Origin of the sequence: Dactylosporangium sucinum, from assembly GCF_014647515.1 — a bacterium.
GTDB classification, from domain to species: Bacteria; Actinomycetota; Actinomycetes; order Mycobacteriales; family Micromonosporaceae; genus Dactylosporangium; species Dactylosporangium sucinum.
The window spans coordinates 1,337-21,259 of the sequence record NZ_BMPI01000091.1 but is presented as its reverse complement, the minus strand read 5'-3'; the positions used below and the strand labels follow the sequence as shown (position 1 = coordinate 21,259).

At 72.9% G+C, this 19,923-nt stretch carries 14 protein-coding genes; 9 read left to right on the top strand and 5 right to left on the bottom strand.

The window, feature by feature from the left end:
• Positions 1–125 precede the first annotated feature (125 nt).
• Positions 126–1,031 (bottom strand): family 43 glycosylhydrolase, encoded by a 906-nt coding sequence (locus tag IEZ31_RS49950; protein ID WP_190257201.1) that lies wholly within the window; start codon positions 1,029–1,031, stop codon positions 126–128.
• 141 nt (positions 1,032–1,172) lie between these two features.
• On the opposite strand from IEZ31_RS49950, the gene IEZ31_RS60685 reads away from it, so the two are divergent.
• On the top strand, positions 1,173–1,928 hold the full coding sequence (locus tag IEZ31_RS60685; RefSeq protein WP_308429526.1) for a substrate-binding domain-containing protein: 756 nt from the start codon (positions 1,173–1,175) through the stop codon (positions 1,926–1,928).
• Between the two features lie 20 nt (positions 1,929–1,948).
• Here IEZ31_RS60685 and IEZ31_RS49940 read toward each other — a convergent pair whose 3' ends face one another.
• The 3 genes from IEZ31_RS49940 to IEZ31_RS49930 form a co-directional block, all read right to left on the bottom strand.
• Entirely contained in the window at positions 1,949–2,812 is an 864-nt protein-coding gene (locus tag IEZ31_RS49940; RefSeq protein ID WP_190257199.1) for an SDR family oxidoreductase, read from the bottom strand.
• A gap of 597 nt (positions 2,813–3,409) precedes the next feature.
• Positions 3,410–4,435: an FAD-dependent oxidoreductase gene (locus tag IEZ31_RS49935; protein WP_190257198.1), complete on the bottom strand. Its 1,026-nt coding sequence runs from the start codon at positions 4,433–4,435 to the stop codon at positions 3,410–3,412.
• 55 nt (positions 4,436–4,490) lie between these two features.
• Complete coding sequence (locus IEZ31_RS49930) at positions 4,491–6,461, bottom strand: PPC domain-containing protein (protein WP_190257197.1); 1,971 nt, start codon at positions 6,459–6,461, stop codon at positions 4,491–4,493.
• A gap of 427 nt (positions 6,462–6,888) precedes the next feature.
• Between IEZ31_RS49930 and IEZ31_RS49925 the strand changes: the two genes are divergently transcribed.
• Genes IEZ31_RS49925 through IEZ31_RS49915 form a run of 3 tightly spaced genes read left to right on the top strand, consistent with a single transcriptional unit; the run spans position 6,889 to position 10,894 of the window.
• Positions 6,889–7,860 carry a phosphotransferase family protein gene (locus IEZ31_RS49925; RefSeq protein WP_190257196.1) on the top strand — a complete coding sequence of 324 codons (972 nt, stop codon included), beginning with the start codon at positions 6,889–6,891 and terminating at the stop codon, positions 7,858–7,860.
• Positions 7,861–7,904: 44 nt separating this feature from the next.
• The gene (locus IEZ31_RS49920) at positions 7,905–9,683 is read left to right on the top strand and encodes a PAS domain-containing protein (RefSeq protein ID WP_190257195.1); all 1,779 of its coding nucleotides are present in this window, start codon (positions 7,905–7,907) and stop codon (positions 9,681–9,683) included.
• Positions 9,684–9,718: 35 nt separating this feature from the next.
• The gene (locus IEZ31_RS49915; protein WP_190257194.1) at positions 9,719–10,894 is read left to right on the top strand and encodes a metallophosphoesterase; all 1,176 of its coding nucleotides are present in this window, start codon (positions 9,719–9,721) and stop codon (positions 10,892–10,894) included.
• A 775-nt stretch (positions 10,895–11,669) separates the two neighbouring features.
• Here the strand turns inward: IEZ31_RS49915 and IEZ31_RS49910 are convergent.
• On the bottom strand, positions 11,670–11,954 hold the full coding sequence (locus tag IEZ31_RS49910) for a GlsB/YeaQ/YmgE family stress response membrane protein (protein ID WP_190257193.1): 285 nt from the start codon (positions 11,952–11,954) through the stop codon (positions 11,670–11,672).
• 231 nt (positions 11,955–12,185) lie between these two features.
• Here IEZ31_RS49910 and IEZ31_RS49905 point away from each other — a divergent pair, with 231 nt between their 5' ends.
• From IEZ31_RS49905 to IEZ31_RS49885, 5 genes are all read left to right on the top strand, one after another.
• Positions 12,186–12,800 carry an NfeD C-terminal domain-containing protein gene (locus IEZ31_RS49905; RefSeq protein WP_190257192.1) on the top strand — a complete coding sequence of 205 codons (615 nt, stop codon included), beginning with the start codon at positions 12,186–12,188 and terminating at the stop codon, positions 12,798–12,800.
• On the top strand, positions 12,797–14,149 hold the full coding sequence (locus IEZ31_RS49900; protein WP_190257191.1) for a flotillin family protein: 1,353 nt from the start codon (positions 12,797–12,799) through the stop codon (positions 14,147–14,149). The genes IEZ31_RS49905 and IEZ31_RS49900 overlap by 4 nt, the downstream gene beginning before the upstream one ends.
• Positions 14,150–14,205: 56 nt before the next feature.
• A complete protein-coding gene (locus IEZ31_RS49895) occupies positions 14,206–14,817 on the top strand; it encodes a PaaI family thioesterase (protein ID WP_190257190.1) in 612 nt (203 codons plus the stop codon).
• Positions 14,818–14,856: 39 nt separating this feature from the next.
• Complete coding sequence (locus tag IEZ31_RS49890; protein WP_190257189.1) at positions 14,857–16,122, top strand: cytochrome P450; 1,266 nt, start codon at positions 14,857–14,859, stop codon at positions 16,120–16,122.
• Between the two features lie 216 nt (positions 16,123–16,338).
• The coding region (locus IEZ31_RS49885; RefSeq protein WP_229837074.1) for a PA14 domain-containing protein at positions 16,339–19,923 on the top strand (3,585 nt) is incomplete at its 3' end.

Sequence of the window (19,923 nt, the reverse complement as noted above, 5' to 3'; positions counted from 1 at the left end):
TCGACGTTTCCGGCGCCGCTCGACGTTTCCGGCGCCGCTCGACGTTTCCGGCGCCGCTCGACGTTTCCGGCGCCGCTACCGAAGCCGCTCGACGTTACCGAAGCCGCTCGACGTTACCGGCGCCGTTACCGAAGCCGCTCGACCAGTCGACGTCCGGTCCAGGCGACCGGAATCGGGTCGATGATCTCGCCATGGAACACTCCCTGTTCCCAGTCGCGGAAACCGAGCAGGCACCAGCCGCCGGCGGGGTCGCGGGCGAGGCGCGCGGCGTACAACGACGGGTGCGCGAACGGCGTCGCCGTCGTCACGTCCCAGCCGGTGCCGATCGAGCCGCCGGCGACGATCCACGTGCCGGACAGCGGCGAGCCGTTGCGCCGCTGGACCGTGGTCATCGCCGGCTGGCAGGAGAACAGCAGAATGGTGGCGTCGTCGATCTGGTGCACCTGCGGTACTTCCAGGTGATCGAAGCCGGCGGGCCGGGTCAGCGGCGGGCGGACGCTCCAGTGCAGCAGGTCGGACGAGCGGGCGTGCGCGATCACGCCGCCGCCGCGGCCCTCCCCGGCGGCGTGGGCCGTGAGCAGCATGTGCCAGCCGCGGCCGGCCGGGTCGGCGAAGACGAACGGGTCGCGCCAGGCGGTCTCTGCGTACCACCGCGGGTCCGGCGCGACCACCGGCTCGACGCCGTGCCGCTGCCAGGTGTGCAGATCTTGGGAGACGGCGATCCCGACGCGCTGGGCGGCGTCGCCGCCGACGCCGGTGTAGAAGAGGTACCACCGGCCGTCGTGCGGCACGATCGAGCCGGTCCAGACGGCGGCGCCGTCCCAGGCCGACGCCTCGGCCCGCTCCAGCGGATCGGGCAGGACCGTCCACCGGCGCAGGTCGGTGGAGACGGCGTGGCCGACCGACGTGGACAGGTGCCGGCGCTCGGGGTCGCGGAGATCTCGGGGCGCGCGCAGGAAGAAGAGGTGGTGCTCCTCGCCGGCGGCCGCGAGCCAGCTGTCCCAGACCCAGTGATCGACGAGACGTAACATCCCGGTCCACACCTCCCGCTGAATCCATTCAGCATCTTCGACCGTGCGGCCCCCGGCGACGCATGTCAAGCTTGCCGACGGAGATCGACGGAAACACCCGGAACGCCGGGCTCGCACCCAGCGGCACCGGAAACGCCCGGGATGGCACTCGCCGCCACGAATCCCGCGGGAACAGCACGGGAACGCCACGGGAACGCCGCCGCCGACAACGGATCGCGGGAACGGGGAACGCGGAACGGGGAACGCGGGAACGGGAACGCGGAACGCGGAACGCGGGAACGGGAACGCGGAACGCGGGAACGGGAACGCGGAACGCGGGAACGGGAACGCGGAACGCGGGAACGGGGGAACCGCGAACGGGGGAAACGGGGAAACGGGGGACGCCGGAAGGCCGGAGGTCCGGAACGCGGGAACGCTCCGGAGTCGATCGTCGGACGCGGCGGGAAACACGGTGGCCGGGCGCCGCGGGGTCGGGCGCGGGGACCGGCACGGACAGGGAGGCGCGGGATGGCGGGTGGCCGGGTCACGTTGCAGCACGTCGCGCGCCGGGCGGGGTCCAGGTGGCGGCCGGTGCCGGCATACGCGGCGGTACGCGCGTTCCTGCGCGCCGGCAGCCGGGCGTCCGCCCTGCTGTGCCTGAACGACCGGCTGGCGTTCGGCGCGTACCAGGCGGCCCAGGAGGCGGGCCTGCGCATCCCGGAGGACCTGTCGGTGGTCGCGTTCGACGACTCCGACCTGGCGTCGTGGCTACGCCCGGCATTGACCAGCGTCGCGCTCCCCCACTTCGAACTCGGCCGGCGGGCCGTGGAACTGCTGCTCGACCCCACCCGTCCAATGGGCCGCCACCTGGTCGAGATGCCGCTGCGATCCCGCGCCTCCGTAGGACCTCCCGCGTAGGGCCGGTTCGGCCGCGCGGGTCAGCTGAAGTCGGCGGCGTGGTCGCGGGCCCACTGGGCGAACGTGCGCGCCGGGCAGCCGTTGACCGCTTCGGCGGTCGGCAGTTGCAGGGCGCCGAGGTCGAGGTGCTCGATCGCGTCGGGGGAGGTGTCGTTGCCGGCGTAGTCCTCGAACCCGAGCAGGAAGTCGGCGTTGGCGGCGGCGAAGCCGCCCTGCGCCCGGTACAGCTCGCGGGCCCGCTGCGGGGTGACCACCTCCAGGCGGACGTCCTCGCCGATCGCCTCGGCGATGGCGCGCACCTGGTCGCGGCGGCTGACGAGGGCCGGCCCGTTGAGGTCGTACGCGCGGCCGGCGTGGCCGTCCTCCAGCAGCGCCGCGGCCGCCACGTCGGCGATGTCCTGCTCGTGGACAGGGCACCACGCGACGTCCGGGAACGGTTCCCGCACGGTCCGTTCGGCGCGGATCGACGGTCCCCACAGCCAGACCCTGTTGAGCATGAACTCCCCCGGCCGCACGTGGGTCCACTCGGCGCCCGAGCGCTCGACGGCCTGCTCGACGGGCAGGTGGAACGAGGGGTCGAGGCCGGCGGTGACGGCGCCGGACGAGAGCACGACGATCCGGTGTACCCCGGCCGCGCGCGCCCGCGCCACGACGTCCTCCGCGGTGGCCGCGACCGGGAAGAGGTACAGGCGGTCGGCCCCGTCGAACACGCCGTCCAGCGTCGCCGGCTCGGCGAGGTCGCCGGCAACGACCGTCACCGCGTCGGGAAACGCGGCGGAGTCCGGTCGCCGGGTGACGGCCCGAACCCGCTCTCCCGCCGCGACGAGCCGATCGACCACGTGCCTGCCCACGCCCCCGGTTGCCCCGGTCACCACCGTCGTCATGTGCCCCATCCTGCGCACGCCGATCGGCACGGAGCAAACGCGAACAGGATGTTCGCGTTTGGCTCCGACCTGCAGAAACGGAGATCATAAGCCGGAAATGTCCGTTATTCGGAAAGATCCGGGAAGATCAGAAACGCGGGAACGGGAACGCACGGCAGCGCGGGCACGGGAGAACGGAAGAACACGGGAACGAGAACACGGGAGAACGCGGGAACGGGAGAACGCGGGAACGGGAGAACGCGGGAACGGGAGGTCGGAGGAACGGGAGGTCGGAGGAACGGGAGGTCGGAGGAACGGGAGGTAGGAGGAACGGGAGGTAGGAGGAACGGGAGGTAGGAGGAACGGGAGGTAGGTGTCGTTCGGCGATGACGCCACCTGGCAGCGGGCGTTCGTGGCGAGCGCCGCGGGATCGCGGGAACCGAGAGCGCTGGAACTGGAAAGCGCGGGAACGGAACAGCGCGGGAACGAGAGAGCACGGGAACGAGAGAGCGTGGGAACGGAAACGCACCGGAACGCGGGCGCCGGAGAAAGCGGGAACGGGAAAGTGCGAAAGCGCGGGCGCCGGAGAGCTGCCGTGAGTGGAGCGGCGGCGCCGTGTCAGGCCGGCTGGAGGAGCGCGGCGATCTCGCGCGCCGCCGACTGCCCGGCGCGGTTCGCGCCCACCGTGCTCGCCGAAGGACCGTAGCCGACCAGGTGCAGCCGCGGCTCCCGGACCGCACGGGTGCCGGCCATCCGGATCCCGCCGCCCGGTTCGCGGAGCCGGAGGGGAGCCAGATGGTTCAGGGCGGCGCGGAAACCCGTGGCCCAGATGATCGTGTCGTACGGCTCGAACCGGTCGCCCCACACCGCGCCGTCCGGCACCAGCCGGTCGAACATCGGCCGGCGGTGCAGCGCGCCCTTCTCCAGGGCCGCGCGCACGATCGACGTGTAGCCCAGGCCGGTCACGCTCACCACGCTGCGCGGCGGCAGGCCGGCGGCCACCCGCTCCTCGACGCGCGCCACCACCTGCCGTCCGTAGTCCTCGGTGAACGGGCCCTCGTGGAAGACGGGCTCGCGGCGGGTCACCCACTGTACCGCCGATGCAAAATCCGGCAGTTCGGACAGCACGTGGACGGCGGAGTGGCCGCCGCCGACCACCAGGACACGGCGGCCGGTGAAGCTGGACGGGCCGCGGTACCCGGCGTAGTGCAGCTGGCGGCCGCGGAACTCGGTCGCGCCCGGGTACGCCGGCCAGTACGGGCGGGTCCAGGTGCCGGTCGCGTTCACCACGGCGCCGGCGGTCCACGAGCCCGACGAGGACGAGACCTGCAGGCCGCCGGGCACCCGGCGCACCGCGTCGACCGTGACCGGGCGCAGGACCGGGAGGTCGAACCGCCGCTCGTACGCGGCGAAGTACTCCGCCACGACCGACGCGGCCGGGCCGGTCGGCGGGGGCGTGAAGGGCAGGCCCGGCAGGTCGAAGATGCCGTGCAGCGACGCCACCGACAGCGACGGGGCGCGGTGCTGCCAGGCGCCGCCCGGCGCGGCGTCCGCGTCGAGCACGACGAAGGACAGGCCGCGGCGCCGCAGGGCGTACGCCGCGGAAAGGCCGGCCTGGCCGGCGCCGATGACGACCGCGTCCACGGTGGGAAGAACCCCACCGTGGACGCGGCGATTCCGTTTCCGGCAGTGATCCGGGCTACTTCGCCTTGCCCTTCACCAGGCCCCAGGCGGCCGTGTTGAGCGTGTCCTCGGTGCCGGCCAGGCCCTCGCCCGGGTAGAACTCGTCGTCGCCGAAGTCGTAGTCGACGTCGTCGGCGGTACCGCCGATGTTGTCCGGACCGACCCCGAACAGGCCGGGGAAGGCGCCGCCGGCGTCCATGAGGTTCGGTGTGCTGTTGAGCGGGTCGGTGTGGAAGTTGCCGTACAGGTGCCCGGCCTCGTGGGTGATGACGTTGCCGAGCGCCCGGCCGATGAACCGGATCTTGTTGCTGGCCGGGGTGATGTACGTGTTCAGCGAGGCCGGACCGCTCGGGTCGCTCAGGACGTCGAGCAGGACGATCGCGCTGTCCTCTGTCGCATAGTTACCGGGGTCGATGTACTGCGCGATGCCGATCGTGTCGATCCCCGACTCGTCGATCGTGCCGCCGACGACGATCCGGTGGACGTTCGGCTGGCCGAACGCGTCCGGGTTGTCGCGGCTGTTCAGGATCTTGAAGCCGAACCGCGGGTTGGTGCCGCGGTCCTTCATGTCGGCGATGATGTTCTCCCGCACCGCCGCGATGGTCGCGTCGATCACCTTGTTCTCGTCGGCGGCGCTGAGACCCCAGCGGCCGAGGAAGCCGGCCAGCGGCGAGAGCTGCCGCACGCCCGGGCCGCCGAAGATGGCGGTGTTGATCCGGGCGCCGTCGAAGTCCAGGAACAGCGTCTGGACCGTGCCCTGGTCCCGCGACTCCGGGCCGGGACGGTACGCCTCGACGGTGATGTCGTAGTTTCCGGCGAGCCCGCCGACCTCGACCGAGTACCGGCCGGCCCTGGCCGCCACGTACGAGACGACCGCGTTGCCGCCGCCGGGCAACGGCGCGCTCGGCGCGTAGATGAAGCTCGCGTCCTGCTCCGAGCCGAAGACGATCCGGCCGGACGGGTCCCGCACGGTCAGCCGGGTGCCGACGCCGGTGACCGAGCCGCCGAGGACGTCGCCGGCCGCGAGGTCGACGGCGAAGAAGTCACGGTCGGGGAACGCGATGGTGCCGGTCAGCGTGTACGGGCCCTCGCTGCCGGTCGCCACGCCGCTGCCGGAGTCGAACGGGTCCGCCGGGAACACGCCGCCGGTGCTGAACCCGGACACCATCAGGTAGTAGGTGCCGCTCACCGTCACGTCGTAGGCGAGCAGGCTGTCGAGGCCGGGGCCGCCGTCGTCGTCGGCCGCGACGAGCACGCCCGAGGCGTCGTACAGGCCGACGACCGGGTCGAGGGAGCCGGTCGGCGTGTCGATCGCGACCACGAGCTGCTGGCCGGCGAACGCGGTGACCTTGACGAAGTCGAAGTCGCCGCTGCCGTCGCCGGCGCTGCCGTGCGGGCCGTCGCCGCGGGTGCCGGTGGTCGTGACGCCCTTGCGGCTGCCGCCGAACCCGAGGTCAGCGGCGAGCGGGATCGCGCCGTCGTCCTCGGTGGCCGGGCTGACCGACGACACGCTCACCGTCTCCGGCGAGATCTGGCCGAGCACGCGGGCGCGGTTGTTGACCTTGGCGCCGGTGCCGAAGCCCTTGATCAGCTCGGCGGTGGCGTGGGTGTCGTTGGAGCCGAAGAAGCCGCGCGGCTCCGCCTCGTCGTGCAGGAGCGGCGACGCGGCCGCGGCGAGCGCGTTCTGGGCCTGCTTCTGCTGCGCCCGGGCAAGCGACCGCGTCTTGGCCTGCTCGGACCAGTAGTACTTGTCGACCTTGCTCGGGTCCTTCAGCAGGGCCGTGTACGGGTTGACGGTGCTCGGCGCCGCCGCCTTCGCCGTCGCCGACTGCTTCGGCACCACCTGCACGCCGGCGGCCAGCTGCCGCTTGATGCCGTCGGCCAGATCCCCCGTCGGCGCGGCCGGTGCGGCCGACGCCGGTGCCAATACCACCAGCGAACCGGCCACCAGGCCGGCCACGGCGATACTCGCGAGCCTTTTCCTCACTTGGCCTCCCCATTGAGTCAGGCGCTTTGCTGCACGTTATGGCCTGCAAGGTCGCTTCGACTACCCTTTCTCTCCCCTAATGACGATCAATGTGTAAATGTGATGAGACAAAAACGATCACCAATGTGTACTGCGGGAAGCGCGCGGCGGGGCCACGACGCGGGACGGGGGCGCGGGACCCAGGGAACGCCCCGGAGCACCCGGGAACCGGGGGGAACGGCCGGGAACGGGGTGGGAACGGCCAGGAACGCACGGGAACGCGGGAACGCCCAGAAACGCGGGAACAGACGGGAACACGGGAACGCCCGGAACGCCCGGGAACGCGGGAACGCCCGGGACACCGGAGCGGCCCGGAACGGCGGAACGCCGCGGAAACCAGCGTTGCGGCGGGACACCACACACGGGGCAGACGCCGTAAGGTGACCGGGTGCCAGACGTCATCAGCCCGACACAGCGGCAGCTGACCCCCGACGACGTGTCAGCCCTGCTCGCGGAGCGGTTCGGGCGCACCGCCGTCCACTGTGGACCGCTCACCGGCGGCACCTTCGCCGCCGTGTGGCGGGTCACGCTCGACGACGGGACCGAGGCCGTCGTCAAGGTCGGGCCGCCGCCCGGGTGCCCGCTGCTGCGGTACGAGACGGGGATCATCGGCGCCGAGGCGCGCTACTATCGGCTGGTCGCCGCGCACGCCCCGGGCGTGCCCGTGCCGCCGGTGCTGCACGCGGACGACGACGTCGTGGTGGTCGGGCTGCTGCCCGGGCGGCCGCTCACCGAGCTGCCCGAGGGAGCCGACGCGAGCGGCGTGCGCGAGCAGCTCGGCGCGGCGCTGCGGGAGCTGCACACCGTGACGGGCAGCGCGTTCGGGTACGACGGCCAAGGCCGGACCGGCGGCGCCACCTGGAGGGCGGCGTTCACCGCCATGACCGAGGATCTGCTGGCCGACGCCCGCGACTGGGGCGTCGAGCTGCCGGCGAGCGACGCCGACATCCTGGCGACCGTCGAGCGGCACGGCGCCGCGCTCGACGAGGTGACCCGGCCCGCGCTCGTGCACTTCGACCTGTGGGACGGCAACGTGCTCTGCCGGGACGGGCGGCTCACCGGGCTCGTCGACGGGGAGCGGTACTTCTGGGGCGACCCGCTGTACGACTTCGTGTGCACGGCGATCGGGCACCGCCTCGAGGACGAGCGCGACCACCCGGTCCTGCGCGGCTACTTCGGCGGCACCGCGCCCGGGTTCACCGAGGGTGAACAGCGACGGCTCGCGCTGTACCGCGCGCAGTTTTACCTGCTGCTCCTGGCCGAGATGCCGAGCCGCGCGATGGTCGGCGAGGTGGCGCGGGAGCGACGCGAATGGGTGACGCCGTTGCTGCGGTACGACCTGGGAACGCTGCGCCGGTGACCAGCGGTGTGGTATAGAAGACGTCACACAGCGTAAGGATGTCGATGGGTGGACAGGGCACGACGCAGCGGATCACGGCCACGTATGTCGCACTGGTGGCGGCGTTCCTGACCGTGCTGCTCGTCGCCCCGCGGTACGACTCGGTGGCCTGGGCCGGCATCGGCACCTGCGGCGCCGTGGCCATCGTCGTCGGCATCCTGCGCCACCGGCCGGCGCGGTCGGGCGCGTGGTGGGCCCTCGCCGGTTCGCTGCTGGCCATGATGGTCGGCGACTTCGCCTACGGGCTGGTCTCGCCGTCCACCGAGCCGCCGCCGCTGGCCAGCGCCGCCTACCTGCTGATGTTCCCGATCGTGGCGGTCGCGCTCATCGGCCTGACCCGCCACACGGCCACCCTCGACGACCGCTCGCGCCTGCTCGACCTGCTCGCGCTCGGCTGCGCGGCGCTGCTGGCGGGCTGGGTGTTCATCGGCGGCCCGCGGCTCGACGTCGGCGGCGTGAGCGCGTCCGAGTGGTCGGTCCAGGCCGCGTACACGATCGGCGACGTCGTCGTCCTCGTCGTCACCGTCCGGCTCGTCACCGCCGGCCGGCGCAACCCGGCCGCGATCCTGCTCGCGCTCGGCGCCGCCGGGATGCTCGCCGGCGACGTCGCGTACGGGGTCGCCCGGGCGCACGGCGGGCTCGCCCCCGGCGGCCCGGCCGACCTGGCGTACGCGGTGCTGTACGCCGCCTGGGGCGCCGCCGCGCTGCAGCCGTCGATGGCGCAGCTCACGGCGCCGCCGGGCGGAGCGTTGCGCCGCGGCCGCGAGCCGGTGCACGGGCTGGGCATGGTCGTGCTGCTGGTGTCCGTCGCGTTCGCTCCAGTGGTACTGCTGGTGCAGGCGATGACCGGCGAGGTGCGCGACGGCCCGGTGATCGCGATCGCGTTCGGCATCACCCTGGCCCTGCTCGTCATCCGGCTCAGCGACGCCGTCGGCAAGCACGCCAGCGCGCTGCGCCGCGAGCAGGCGCTGCGCCGGGCCGGCACGGTCCTGGTCGGCGCCACCGACTCGGGCGCCGTCGCGTCGGCCGTCCGGTCGGCCATGGGCACCCTCTTACCCGGCGACGCGCCCCACGACATCGTCCTCGACTTCAGCCTCACCGACCTGCTGCCGCTGGGCGAGCTGTCGGCGCCGCGGATCGTGCCCGTCGCCGACATCGCGCCGCTGTGGGCCGAGCGGTTCGACGGCTTCGACCACGTGATGGTGTGCCCGCTCGACGCCGGCGTGCTGTACGTCGCCGCCGACCGCGAGGACCTGCTCACCGTCCTCGACGCGGTGTCGGTGCTGGCCGGGCAGGCCGCCCTCGCGCTCGCGCGGATCAGCCTCACCGACGCCGCGAGCCGCCGCGACAGCGACGACTACCTGCGGGCCGTCACCGAGCACTCCAACGACGTCGTGCTGGTCCTCGACGACGACGAACGGATCCGGTACACCAGCCCGTCCGTCACCGACGTGCTGGGCATCTGGCCGACGCCGTTCGCCACGCTCAAGGAGATCGTCGGCCCCGACGACCGCGACCAGGTCGCCCGGACCGTCGAGCAGGTCCGCGCCGGCGACCGCGACGGCATCCGCGACACCTGGAGCCTCGCCCGCCCCGACGGCACCCGCGTCCTCGTCGAGGTCGTCTTCCGCGACCTGCGCGACGACCGGCTGGTGCGCGGCATGGTGGTGACGATGCGGGGCGTGACCGAGGCCCGCCGGCACGAGCACGAGCTGCTGCGCCGCGCGTTCGGCGACACCGCCGCCGCGCAGAACCGGGACAGCTCGGCCCGCAAGTTCCACTGAGGAGCTTCACAGGTTCCCCGTGGCATGCTTCAACCATGACGACTGAAGCGGTCCCGGCACCGCGACGCAGATCACTCCTGCGGCCGCTGACCTTCGGGCTCACCCTCACGGCCGTGCTGGCGCTGCTGTTCGGTGTGCCGTGGTGGTCGCTGGTCGTCTCCGGCAACGCGTGGCCCACCCCGGTCGTGGCCGTCGGCACGGTCCTGTTCGCCGGCGCCGCCGTCGCCTTCCCGGTGCTCATGGTGTTCGGCCACGCCCGCCGCAACGACCTGGCCGCCCGCATCGGCGACACCATGCTGGGCGCCATCTGGATCCTGTTCGTCTGGGCGCTCGCCGGCGACGTGCTGCGGATCGTCCTCCTCGCCTCCGGCGTCGACGACCCGGTGCGCTCCCGGGTCACGGCGGCCTTCACCGCGGTGGTCGCCGTCGGCATCGGGCTCTGGGGGTACCGCGAGGCGATGCGCATCCCGCGCGTCCGCCGGGTGACGGTGACGATCCCCCGCCTCGGGGCCGGCCTGGACGGTCTCCGCGTGGTCCTGCTCACCGACACCCACTACGGCCCGATCGACCGCGTTCGCTGGTCCCGCGGCGTGACCGAGGCGGTCAACGCGCTCGACCCCGACATCGTCGCCCACACCGGCGACATCGCCGACGGCACCGTCGCCCAGCGCACGGCCCAGGCCGCCCCGCTCGCCGACGTCCGGGCCCGCTACGCGCGGGTGTACGTCACGGGCAACCACGAGTACTTCGGCGAGGCCGAGGGCTGGCTCAGCCACATGCAGACGCTGGGCTGGGAGCCGCTGCACAACCGCCACGTCGTGGTGACCCGCGGCGGCGACTCCCTGGTGGTCGCGGGCGTCGACGACCGCACCGCGGCCGGCACGGGCCTGCCCGGCCACCGCGCCGACCACGAGGCCGCCCTGGCGGGCGCCGACCCGACGCTGCCGATCCTGCTGCTGGCCCACCAGCCGAAGCAGATCGACGCCGCGGTCACGCACGGCGTCGACCTCCAGCTGTCCGGCCACACGCACGGCGGCCAGATCTGGCCGTTCCACTGGCTGGTCCGCCTCGACCAGCCGGTGGTCCAGGGCCTCACCCGCCACGGCGCCCGCACCCAGCTGTTCACGAGCCGCGGCACCGGCTTCTGGGGCCCCCCGTTCCGCGTCTTCGCCCCGAGCGAGATCACGGAACTCACCCTGCGCGCGGCCTGACCCACCCGGCTACAGCCGGGCCGCCCACGGCCACGCCGACTACCGGCGCCGCCGTGGGCGCTCGGCACCGCCGTGGGCGCTCGGCGGCGGCTCGCCGCGGAGCCCGGCGCGGGGTGCCCTCGGCCGCGGCGCACTCGCCGCGGCTCTCGAGTCGGCGGTGCCGCCGGGCCGACTACGGCCGCTTCCAGCCGCACCCACGACTCGCTCAGCCGCGGCACGCCGGGCCGACACGGCTAGACGTTGGTCGATCTACCCTCAGCGTCCGCGATCAACATGAGGGTAGATCGACCAACGTCTAGCCGCTGCGCGCAACGGCACGCAAACCGCAGCCGGACACCGCAACGGCGGCCCGAACTCTGGATGAGCGCCGGCAACGCGACGCAAGACGGCGCCCGACCCCTCAACCCGACGAGCACGCAACGCGACGAACGCACCCGACCCAGCCGGACACCACGACGGCGCCCGCACCCTCAACGAGCACCGCAACGCGACGCAAGACGGCGCCCGACCCCTCGACTCGACGAGCGCCGCGATGCGACGCGCGAGCGCACCCGGGCACCAAGACACCCGGTCGTGCCTGCCCAAGACGGCGCCCGAATCCCGGTCGGGCGCCACGGCAGCGCCCGACCCGGCCGAGCGCCGCGGACACCGCGACGGCGCGGACCCTGGCCGGGCGCCGCAACGCTACGCCGCGGCGGGCCGGCGAGGGTGAGGGCCGCCGGGGCGGCGACGCCGAACGGCGGCCGTAACCGTGACCTGGCGCCGCCCCGGGGCGTCAGCGATCGATGGCCCGCCGGTCGCGCCCACCGCGGACCCCGTCGGCGATCGCCACACCGCCGGCCGCGAAGGCGACCTGGAGCCCGAGCTCGATCCAGTCGATGCCGGCCGTCTTGGCCACGCCGAAGATCGCGGCCACAAACGTGCCGAGCAGGGCGGCGACCACGCCGATGAGGAGAGTGAGCCAGAAGCCGATCTGCTGCCGGCCGGGCAGGACCAGGCGGCCCAGGGCGCCGATGATCAGGCCGATGACGAGTGCGGTGAAGATGCCGGAGATCTCCATGATCCCCCGTCCCTTCCGGACGACCGAGGACCCGCCCCTCGGATCCGGCCGCCATATCGATCGTAGGACGGCCCGGCCGCCCTGCCCTCGGGGACAACCCTGAGGACGGACCGGAACGTGACGTACGTCGCTCGAATCGGGGACCGCGCGCCCGGGCCACGCGGGCTTACATTCGGGCTGTGGGTCCCGGCGCCCTGCCGCCGGACCCGACGGGGAAGGCGCGCGAGGCCGATGAGCGCCGTGACGCTCACGTTCCTGGCCATCGGCGGGCTCAGCCTGCTGATGACGCTGCTGTCGTTGCGGTTCCGGCATCTCCCGGGAGCGCGGTTCCCGCTGCTCCCGCGAGCACGGTTCCCGCTGCTCCCAAGAGCACGGTTCCCGCATCTCCCGAGAGTCCTGAGGGGACGGCGCAGCGGGTTCGCCTGGCCGGCCGTCACCGGGTTCACCGGGGTGTTCGGGTTCGGCGGGGCCGTCGCCGTCGAGGCGGCCGGCTGGAGCGGCGGCAAGGGTGCGCTGCTGGCGACCGCCGTCGGGCTCGCCGCCGGCATCCCCGCCGCCTGGCTCACGGGGCGGTTCGTCGCCGCCGTGGCCGGCATGCCGACCGACGCCACACCGCGCAGCGCCGACCTCGTCGGGGCGACCGGCGTGGTCATCAGCGAGGTGCCGGCGGGCGGGCTCGGGCAGGTGCGGCTGACGTACGCCGGGCAGCCGATGAAGTTCCACGCGCGGGCGGCCGGGCCGCTCCCCCTCGGCGTGACCGTCGTCGTGATCGGGGTCAACAGCCCCACCAGCGTCGACGTCGCGCCGCTCGACGAAATCCTCATGGAGGTCGACGAAAGGCCATGACACCCCTGGTCATCGCGGTCGGCGGGCTCGCCGTGCTCGCCGTGCTGGTCGTCGCGTCCGTGCTGGCCCGCGTGCGGGTCGCCGGACCGAACGAAGCGTTCATCGTGACCGGCCGCAAGGGCCACCCGGTCACCGCCGCCGACGGCAGCGTCACCACCGACCTGTCGGGGCAGAAGGTCGTGATGGGCGCCGCCGTCTTCGTGCTGCCCGTCGTCCAGCGGCTGCACGTGCTCGACCTGTCCAGCCGGGAGATTCCGGTGCAGGTCACCGCGGCCGTCAGCAAGCAGGGCATCCGCTGCGACGCCGACGCCGTGGCGATCGTCAAGGTCGGCGGGACCGCGGAGATGATCCGCCCTGCGGCGCAGCGGTTCCTGCATCAGCAGGACCGTATCGAGGCGTTCACCGCGCAGGTCCTCGCCGGCGCGCTGCGCTCGGTCGTCGGCCGGCTGACCGTGGAGGAGATCATCCGCGACCGGGCCGGGTTCGCCGCGCACGTGGCCGAGGAGGCCGAGCGCACGCTGACCCACCAGGGGCTGGTGCTCGACGTGTTCCAGCTCGAGGACATCCGCACCGCCGGCACCTACCTGGAGGACCTCGGCCGCCCCGAGGCCGCCCGGGTGCACAAGGCGGCTGCGATCGCCGAGGCGCAGGCCCGGCAGAACGCCGAACAGGAGCGGATGCGGGCCGAGGAGGCCATCGCCGAGGCCGAGCGGAACCTGGCGGTGAAGAAGGCGACGGTACAGGCGGAGATCGACGCCGCCAACGCGCGCTCCGCCAGCGCCGGGCCGATCGCGCAGGCCGAGACGGAGCAGTCGGTGCTCGCCGAGCGGCAGAAGGTCGCCGAGCAGGCGGCCGAGCTGCGGCAGCGCCAGCTCGACGTGGAGGTGCGCCGACCGGCGGACGCGGCGCGGTACCAGGTCGAACAGGAGGCCGAGGCGGAACGGGCCCGGCGCGGCGCGGCGGCGGAGGCGGTGCGGCTGGAGGCCGCCGCCGAGGCCCAGGCGATCCTCGCCCGCGGCGAGGCGGAGGCCGCCGCGTTGCGGGCCCGCGGCGAGGCCGAGGCGGCGGCGATGCGGGCCAAGGCCGAGGCATTCGGCGGGTACGGCCAGGCGGCCGTCCTCGACCTGCTGGTGCGCGTTCTGCCGGAGGTGGTCGACGCGGCCAGCCGCCCGATCGGGGAGATCGACGCGATGACCGTCATCTCGACCGACGGCGCGTCGGCGCTGACGAAGTCGGTGGCGTCCAACGTCGCCCAGGGCCTGCAGCTCGGCTCCGACCTCACCGGCATCGACCTGCGGGCCCTGCTCGCCGGCCTGGCGCAGCCACCACAACAACAGCCCGCAGCCTGAGGCGGATCCGTCACAATCCCTCACATCCGGACGGCACTGGGGCGGAGACTGCGGAGATGAGCGAGCCCGGCAACATCGGCGGCTTCCGGCCGCGCAGGTACCGCACCGACGGCGGCGGCCCCGACTTCGGCCGCATGATCGAGGCGCTGCGCCGCATCCAGGACGGGATCACCGCGGCGGACGCGCCGGAGGGTGTCGTCACCGAGGTCGCCGACATGCTGGAGAAGGTCGCCGCCGCCGTCGAGCCGTACGAGGTGGACGAGGAGGGGATGATCGCCGGCCGGCGGGTCGACCTGCCGGGCCGGGGTCAGGCGCTCATCCCGCCACTGGAGTACGACGAGTGGGACGAGGACCACGTCGTGGCCCGCTGCAGCATGGGCCGCTTCTACCTCGGCGCCAACGGCGCCGCCCACGGCGGCGTCATCCCGCTCGTCTTCGACGAGGTCCTGGGCCGGCTGGCCAACACCGGCCGGCCCGTGTCGCGCACCGCGTACCTGCACGTCAACTTCCGGGCGATCACCCCGATCGACGCCCCGCTGCGGGTCACCGGCACGGTCGTGCGCATCGAGGGCCGCAAGCGCTTCCTGACCGCGGCCCTGCACCACGGCGACACCCTGTGCGCCGACGGCGATGCGCTGTTCGTCGCGCTCAACCCCGGCCAGCCGTAGGCGTTGACCGGGGCTGGTACCGTATAGTACCAAGGAGGCATGGCGGGGACGGGGTTGCGGTGGGCCACCAAGCACGGGTTCATGCGGGTGGCCGTCCGGCGGGCCGCGCGGCGGGGGGACCGGCTGGCGGCGTTCTTCCACGATCCCGCCATCCGCGCCGATCCGTATCCCTTCTACGACCGCGTCCGCGCCGCCGGACCGGTCGTGCGCGGGCAGCTCATGCTTGCGACCGCCCGGCACGACGTCGCCTCCGCCGTCCTGCGCAGTGACGCGTTCGGGGTCGGGGTCAGCGAGCGGCGGCTGCCGGCGGGCGTCGCGCTGCTGTTCCGGCTGAGCCGCCGCACGTCGCCGATCGGGCCGGTCGATCCCCCGTCGATGCTGGTCGTCGACCCGCCCGACCACACGCGGTACCGCCGCCTCGTCGCGAAGGTGTTCACCGCACGGGCCATCGAAGGGCTGCGGCCGCGGATCGAGCAGACCTGCGACGAGCTGCTGCGGGACGCACCGGCGGAGCTGATCGCCGACTACGCGGCGCTGCTGCCGGTGACGGTGATCGCCGACATCCTCGGCGTGCCGCAGGAGATGCGCCGGCAGTTCCTCGCGTGGGGCGCCGCGGCCGCGCCGACGCTGGACATCGGCCTGAGTTTCCGCACGTACCGAAGGACCGAGCGCGGCATCAAGGCCAGCAACGACTGGCTGCGGGGCCACTTCGCGCGGCTACGCGCGCAGCCCGGCAACGACCTGCTGAGCCGCCTCGTGCACCTGGAAGGCGAGCAGCTCGGCGACGACGAGCTGCTGGCCACCGCCGGGCTGCTGCTCGCGGCCGGGTTCGAGACCACCGTCAACCTGCTCGGCAGCGGCGCGGCCCTGCTCATGCGCCACCCCGAGCAGCTGGAGCTGCTGCGCGCCGAGCCGCAGCGCTGGCCCGGGGCGGTCGAGGAGATGCTGCGGTACGACTCGCCGGTGCAGAGCACCGCTCGCGTGTGCCGGCGGGAGACCGAGGTCGGCGGCGTCACCGTGCGGCCCGGCCAGGTGGTGGTGCCGATGCTCGGCGGCGCCAACCGCGACCCGGCCGTCTTCGCCGACCCGGCGACCTTCGACGTGACCCGCGCCAACGCCCGCGAGCACCTGTCGTTCTCCGGCGGCGTGCACTACTGCCTCGGCGCCGCCCTGGCCCGCCTGGAGGGCGAGATCGGCCTGCGGATGCTGTTCGAACGGCACCCCGGCCTGCGGACGAATGGCGCCACGAAACGGCGGCCGACGCGTGTACTGCGCGGATACGAATTGTTACCGGTGACGACCTGACGACCGGCGTGTTTCCGGCGGGGTAATTCCACCGCACACCGCCGGGGCCGAAACAACGCCGACCCAGTATCGTCACCGCGCATTCCCGGAATCGCTATTGCTGCATTACACGGGCAACCCAGGATTTGCCGCGGTGGCCGATTCGTGGGGTGAACCGTGCGGAAGTACCTCGTTTTTGTCGCATTGCTGACAGTGGTGGCGTCGCTCGTCGGTCCGATGCCGGCGGCGCGCGCCTCGACGCCGCCCGGATTCGCCACGCAGCTCGTCGCCGGCGCCGGACTCGACGGCCCGAGCGGATTCGAGATCGCCCCCGACGGGCGCATTTTCATCCTGGAACGCACCGGGAAGATCAAGGTTTTCAAGGACGGGCACCTGCTCACGACGCCCTTCGCCGACCTGCCGTCGGAGGCGTCGGGTGACCGCGGCCTCATCGGCATCGCCTTCGATCCCGGTTTCGGCGTCGCCAACCACTATGTCTACTTTTATTACACCGGACACGACCTGCTGAATCATCTGGTGCGTTTCGACGCTTCCGGAGATGTCGGCGCCGACGGCCCGTACACCATTTTTCAGACCCAATCGCCCTCGCAGCTGCTGCACGTCGGCGGATCCATCCGGTTCGGCCCGGACGGAAAGCTGTACTTCGCGGTCGGCGACAACGGCTACCCGCCGAACGCGCAGGACCTGTCCAACCCGCACGGCAAGATCCTGCGTATCAATCCCGACGGATCGATTCCGCCGGACAACCCGTTCGCCGGGCAGCCGGGAAAACTCGGCGCGATCTGGGCATACGGTTTCCGCAACCCGTGGCGGTTCCAGTTCGACAGCACGACCGGGCGGCTCTACGCCGGCGACGTCGGCGACTACACGTGGGAGGAGCTCAACCTCGTCGTCAAGGGCGGCAACTACGGCTGGCCGGTCCACGAGGGGCGCTGCGCCACGGGCTGCGCGGGCTACCGCGACCCGCTGACCGCCTACAACCACGACGGCGGCAGCGGCGCGGTCACCGCCGGCCCGGTCTACCGCGGCACGCAGTTCCCGCCGGAGTACCAGGGCAGCCTCTTCTTCGGCGACTACTCCCGCGGGTTCATCAAGCAGGCCCTGCTCGACGACGCCGGCCAGATCACCCAGGTCCGCGACTTCGACCTCGACGCCGGCAGCGTCGTCGACCTCAAGGTCGCGCCCGACGGCTCGCTGTACTACATCACCTACTTCCCCGGCCAGCTCTACCGCGTGTCGTACAGCCTGGCCGGCAGCTCGCCGGTCGTCCGGGCGACGTCGGACTCGACCGGCGGCGAGGCGCCGCTGACCGTGCGCTTCTCCAGCGCCGGAACGAGCGATCCGGACGGCGACGACCTGCAGTACCAGTGGGATCTCGGCGACGGCAGCACGAGCACCGCCGCCGATCCGGTGAAGACCTACACCGCGGTCGGGGTGTATCCGGTGACGCTCACCGTTTCCGACGGGCAGAACACCGTGACATCGAGACCCATCGTGATCCAGGTGGGCACGCCGCCGACGGTCACGATCGCGGCACCGGTCGACGGGGCCCGGTACGACTCCGGCGACACCATCACCTACAACGTCTTCGGCAACGACGCCGCCGGCTACGACGTCAGCGACGGCGACCTCAAGACCGAGGTGTTCCTGCACCACAACACCCACCTGCACCCGTTCGTCGGCCCGCTGACCGGCCGGGTCGGCACGTTCACGATCCCGACCACGGGCGAGGCGTCGGCCGACACCTGGTTCGAGATCAAGGTGACCGCCACCGACCGCAACGGCCTGTCGACGAGCAGGTCGGCGTTCATCTACCCGAACACGTCGGTGATGACGTTCGCGACCGACCCGCCGGGCCTCGGGCTGACCCTCGACGGCGTGCCGATCCCGACGCCGGACGCGGTGCAGGGCGTCACCGGCTTCAAGCGGGAGATCGCGGCCCCGCCGACCGCGACCGACGCGAACGGGACCGTGTACCACTTCACCGGCTGGTCCGACGGCGGCGCCATCCGCCACTTCGTCACCACCCCGGCGGCGGACGCGACGTGGACCGCGACCTACGCGCCGTCGGCGCCGTTCACCGCCGAGTTCTTCAACAACCAGAACCTGCAGGGCGCACCCGTGCTCGTCCGGGAGGACCCGAAGGTCGACTTCATCTGGTCGACCGGCTCCCCCGGCCCCGGCGTCGACCCGGACCACTTCTCGGCGCGCTGGTCGAAGCGGGAGTACTTCGCCGCCGGCCGCTACCGGTTCACGGTGGCCTCCGACGACGGCGCCCGGCTGTACCTCGACGACCAGCTCGTCATCGACCAGTGGCACGACCAGGGCCCGACCGCCTACGACCACGTCGCCGACCTGGCCGCCGGGGAGCACGCGATCCGGCTGGAGTTCTACGACAACGTCGTCGACGCGAGCGCGAAGCTGTCCTGGGAGACGACGCCGGACCAGCCGCGGGACGTGTTCCTGGCCGAGTACTGGAACACGCCGGGCGCCGGCTCCGCCCCGACGGTCCCGGCCACCCGGCCGCAGGTGAGCCGGGACGAGGCCGCCGTCGACCACGACTGGGGGCTCGGATCGCCCGATCCATCGATCGACGCCGACCACTTCGTCGCGCGGTACACGCGATCCCTGACGCTCACCGCCGGGGTCTACGAGTTCACCACGACCAGCGACGACGGCGTGCGGCTGTGGGTCGACGGGCAGAAGGTCATCGACCACTGGGGCGACCAGGGCGTCACCGACTACACGGCGAGCCTGGTCCTCGGCGGCGGCGCGCACACGGTCGTCATGGAGTACTACGAGAACGCGGCGGGCGCCCTGGCCCGCCTGGTGTGGAACCGCACCGGAGACCTGCCGCCGGCTCCACAGTGGACCGCCCGCTACTGGAACACGCCCGGCGCCGGCAGCGCCCCCGCGATCCCGGACCGGGAACCGGATCTCTCCCGCTCGGAAAGCGCGATCCAGCTCGACGGCTCCCCCGGCGGAGGCATCGCCGACGACCACTTCGTCGGCGTGTGGACCCGCACCGACGTCCTGCCGAGCGGCCTCTACCGATTCAGCGGTACCGCCGACGACGGGATCCGCGTGTTCGTGGACGGCCAGCCCGTGGTCGACAAGTGGCGGGAGCAGAACGAGGCGTTCACCGGCGACAAGCTGCTGCTCGGCGGCCCGCACGAGATCCGGGTGGAGTACTACGAGAACGCCGCCGGCAACCAGCTGCACCTGACCTACCAGCGGGTCGGCGACGCCACCTCTCCGCCCGGCTGGGACGGCGCCTACTACGCCGGCACGGCGCTCGCGGGCACCGCCGCGATCGTGCGCCAGGATGCGGCCGTCGACTTCGACTGGGGCACCGGCGCCCCCGGCCCCGGCCTGCCGGCCGACGGCTGGTCGGCCCGCTGGACCCGCACCGACACCCTCGCCGCCGGCGTGTACACGTTCCGGGTCGTCGCCGACGACGGCGTCCGGCTGTACGTCGACGGTGTGCTGGTCCTCGACGAGTGGCGCGACCAGCCCCCGACGACGTTCGTCGTGCAGCGCAACCTCGCCGAGGGCGCCCACGTCGTCGTCGCCGAGTACTACGAGCGGGCGGGCGGCGCGATCGCCCGCGTCAGCTACGACAAGACCGCCGACCCGCCGCCGGCCACGCCGTGGACGGCCTCCTACTACGCCGGAACGAGCCTCGCGGGCGAACCCCTGCTCACCCGCGACGAGGCGGTCATCGACTTCGACTGGGGCGACGGCGCCCCGGCCGCGGGCGTGCCCGCCGACGGGTTCTCCGCCCGCTGGACCAGGACCGAC

Excerpts from the sequence above, each read along its gene's own strand:
- IEZ31_RS49950 (WP_190257201.1), bottom strand. The coding sequence starts at position 1,031 with ATGTTACGTCTCGTCGATCACTGGGTCTGGGACAGCTGGCTCGCGGCC.
- IEZ31_RS60685 (WP_308429526.1), top strand. The coding sequence starts at position 1,173 with ATGGCACTCGCCGCCACGAATCCCGCGGGAACAGCACGGGAACGCCAC.
- IEZ31_RS49940 (WP_190257199.1), bottom strand. The coding sequence starts at position 2,812 with ATGACGACGGTGGTGACCGGGGCAACCGGGGGCGTGGGCAGGCACGTG.
- IEZ31_RS49920 (WP_190257195.1), top strand. The coding sequence starts at position 7,905 with ATGGGTGGACAGGGCACGACGCAGCGGATCACGGCCACGTATGTCGCA.
- IEZ31_RS49915 (WP_190257194.1), top strand. The coding sequence starts at position 9,719 with ATGACGACTGAAGCGGTCCCGGCACCGCGACGCAGATCACTCCTGCGG.
- IEZ31_RS49910 (WP_190257193.1), bottom strand. The coding sequence starts at position 11,954 with ATGGAGATCTCCGGCATCTTCACCGCACTCGTCATCGGCCTGATCATC.
- IEZ31_RS49905 (WP_190257192.1), top strand. The coding sequence starts at position 12,186 with ATGAGCGCCGTGACGCTCACGTTCCTGGCCATCGGCGGGCTCAGCCTG.
- IEZ31_RS49900 (WP_190257191.1), top strand. The coding sequence starts at position 12,797 with ATGACACCCCTGGTCATCGCGGTCGGCGGGCTCGCCGTGCTCGCCGTG.
- IEZ31_RS49895 (WP_190257190.1), top strand. The coding sequence starts at position 14,206 with ATGAGCGAGCCCGGCAACATCGGCGGCTTCCGGCCGCGCAGGTACCGC.
- IEZ31_RS49890 (WP_190257189.1), top strand. The coding sequence starts at position 14,857 with ATGGCGGGGACGGGGTTGCGGTGGGCCACCAAGCACGGGTTCATGCGG.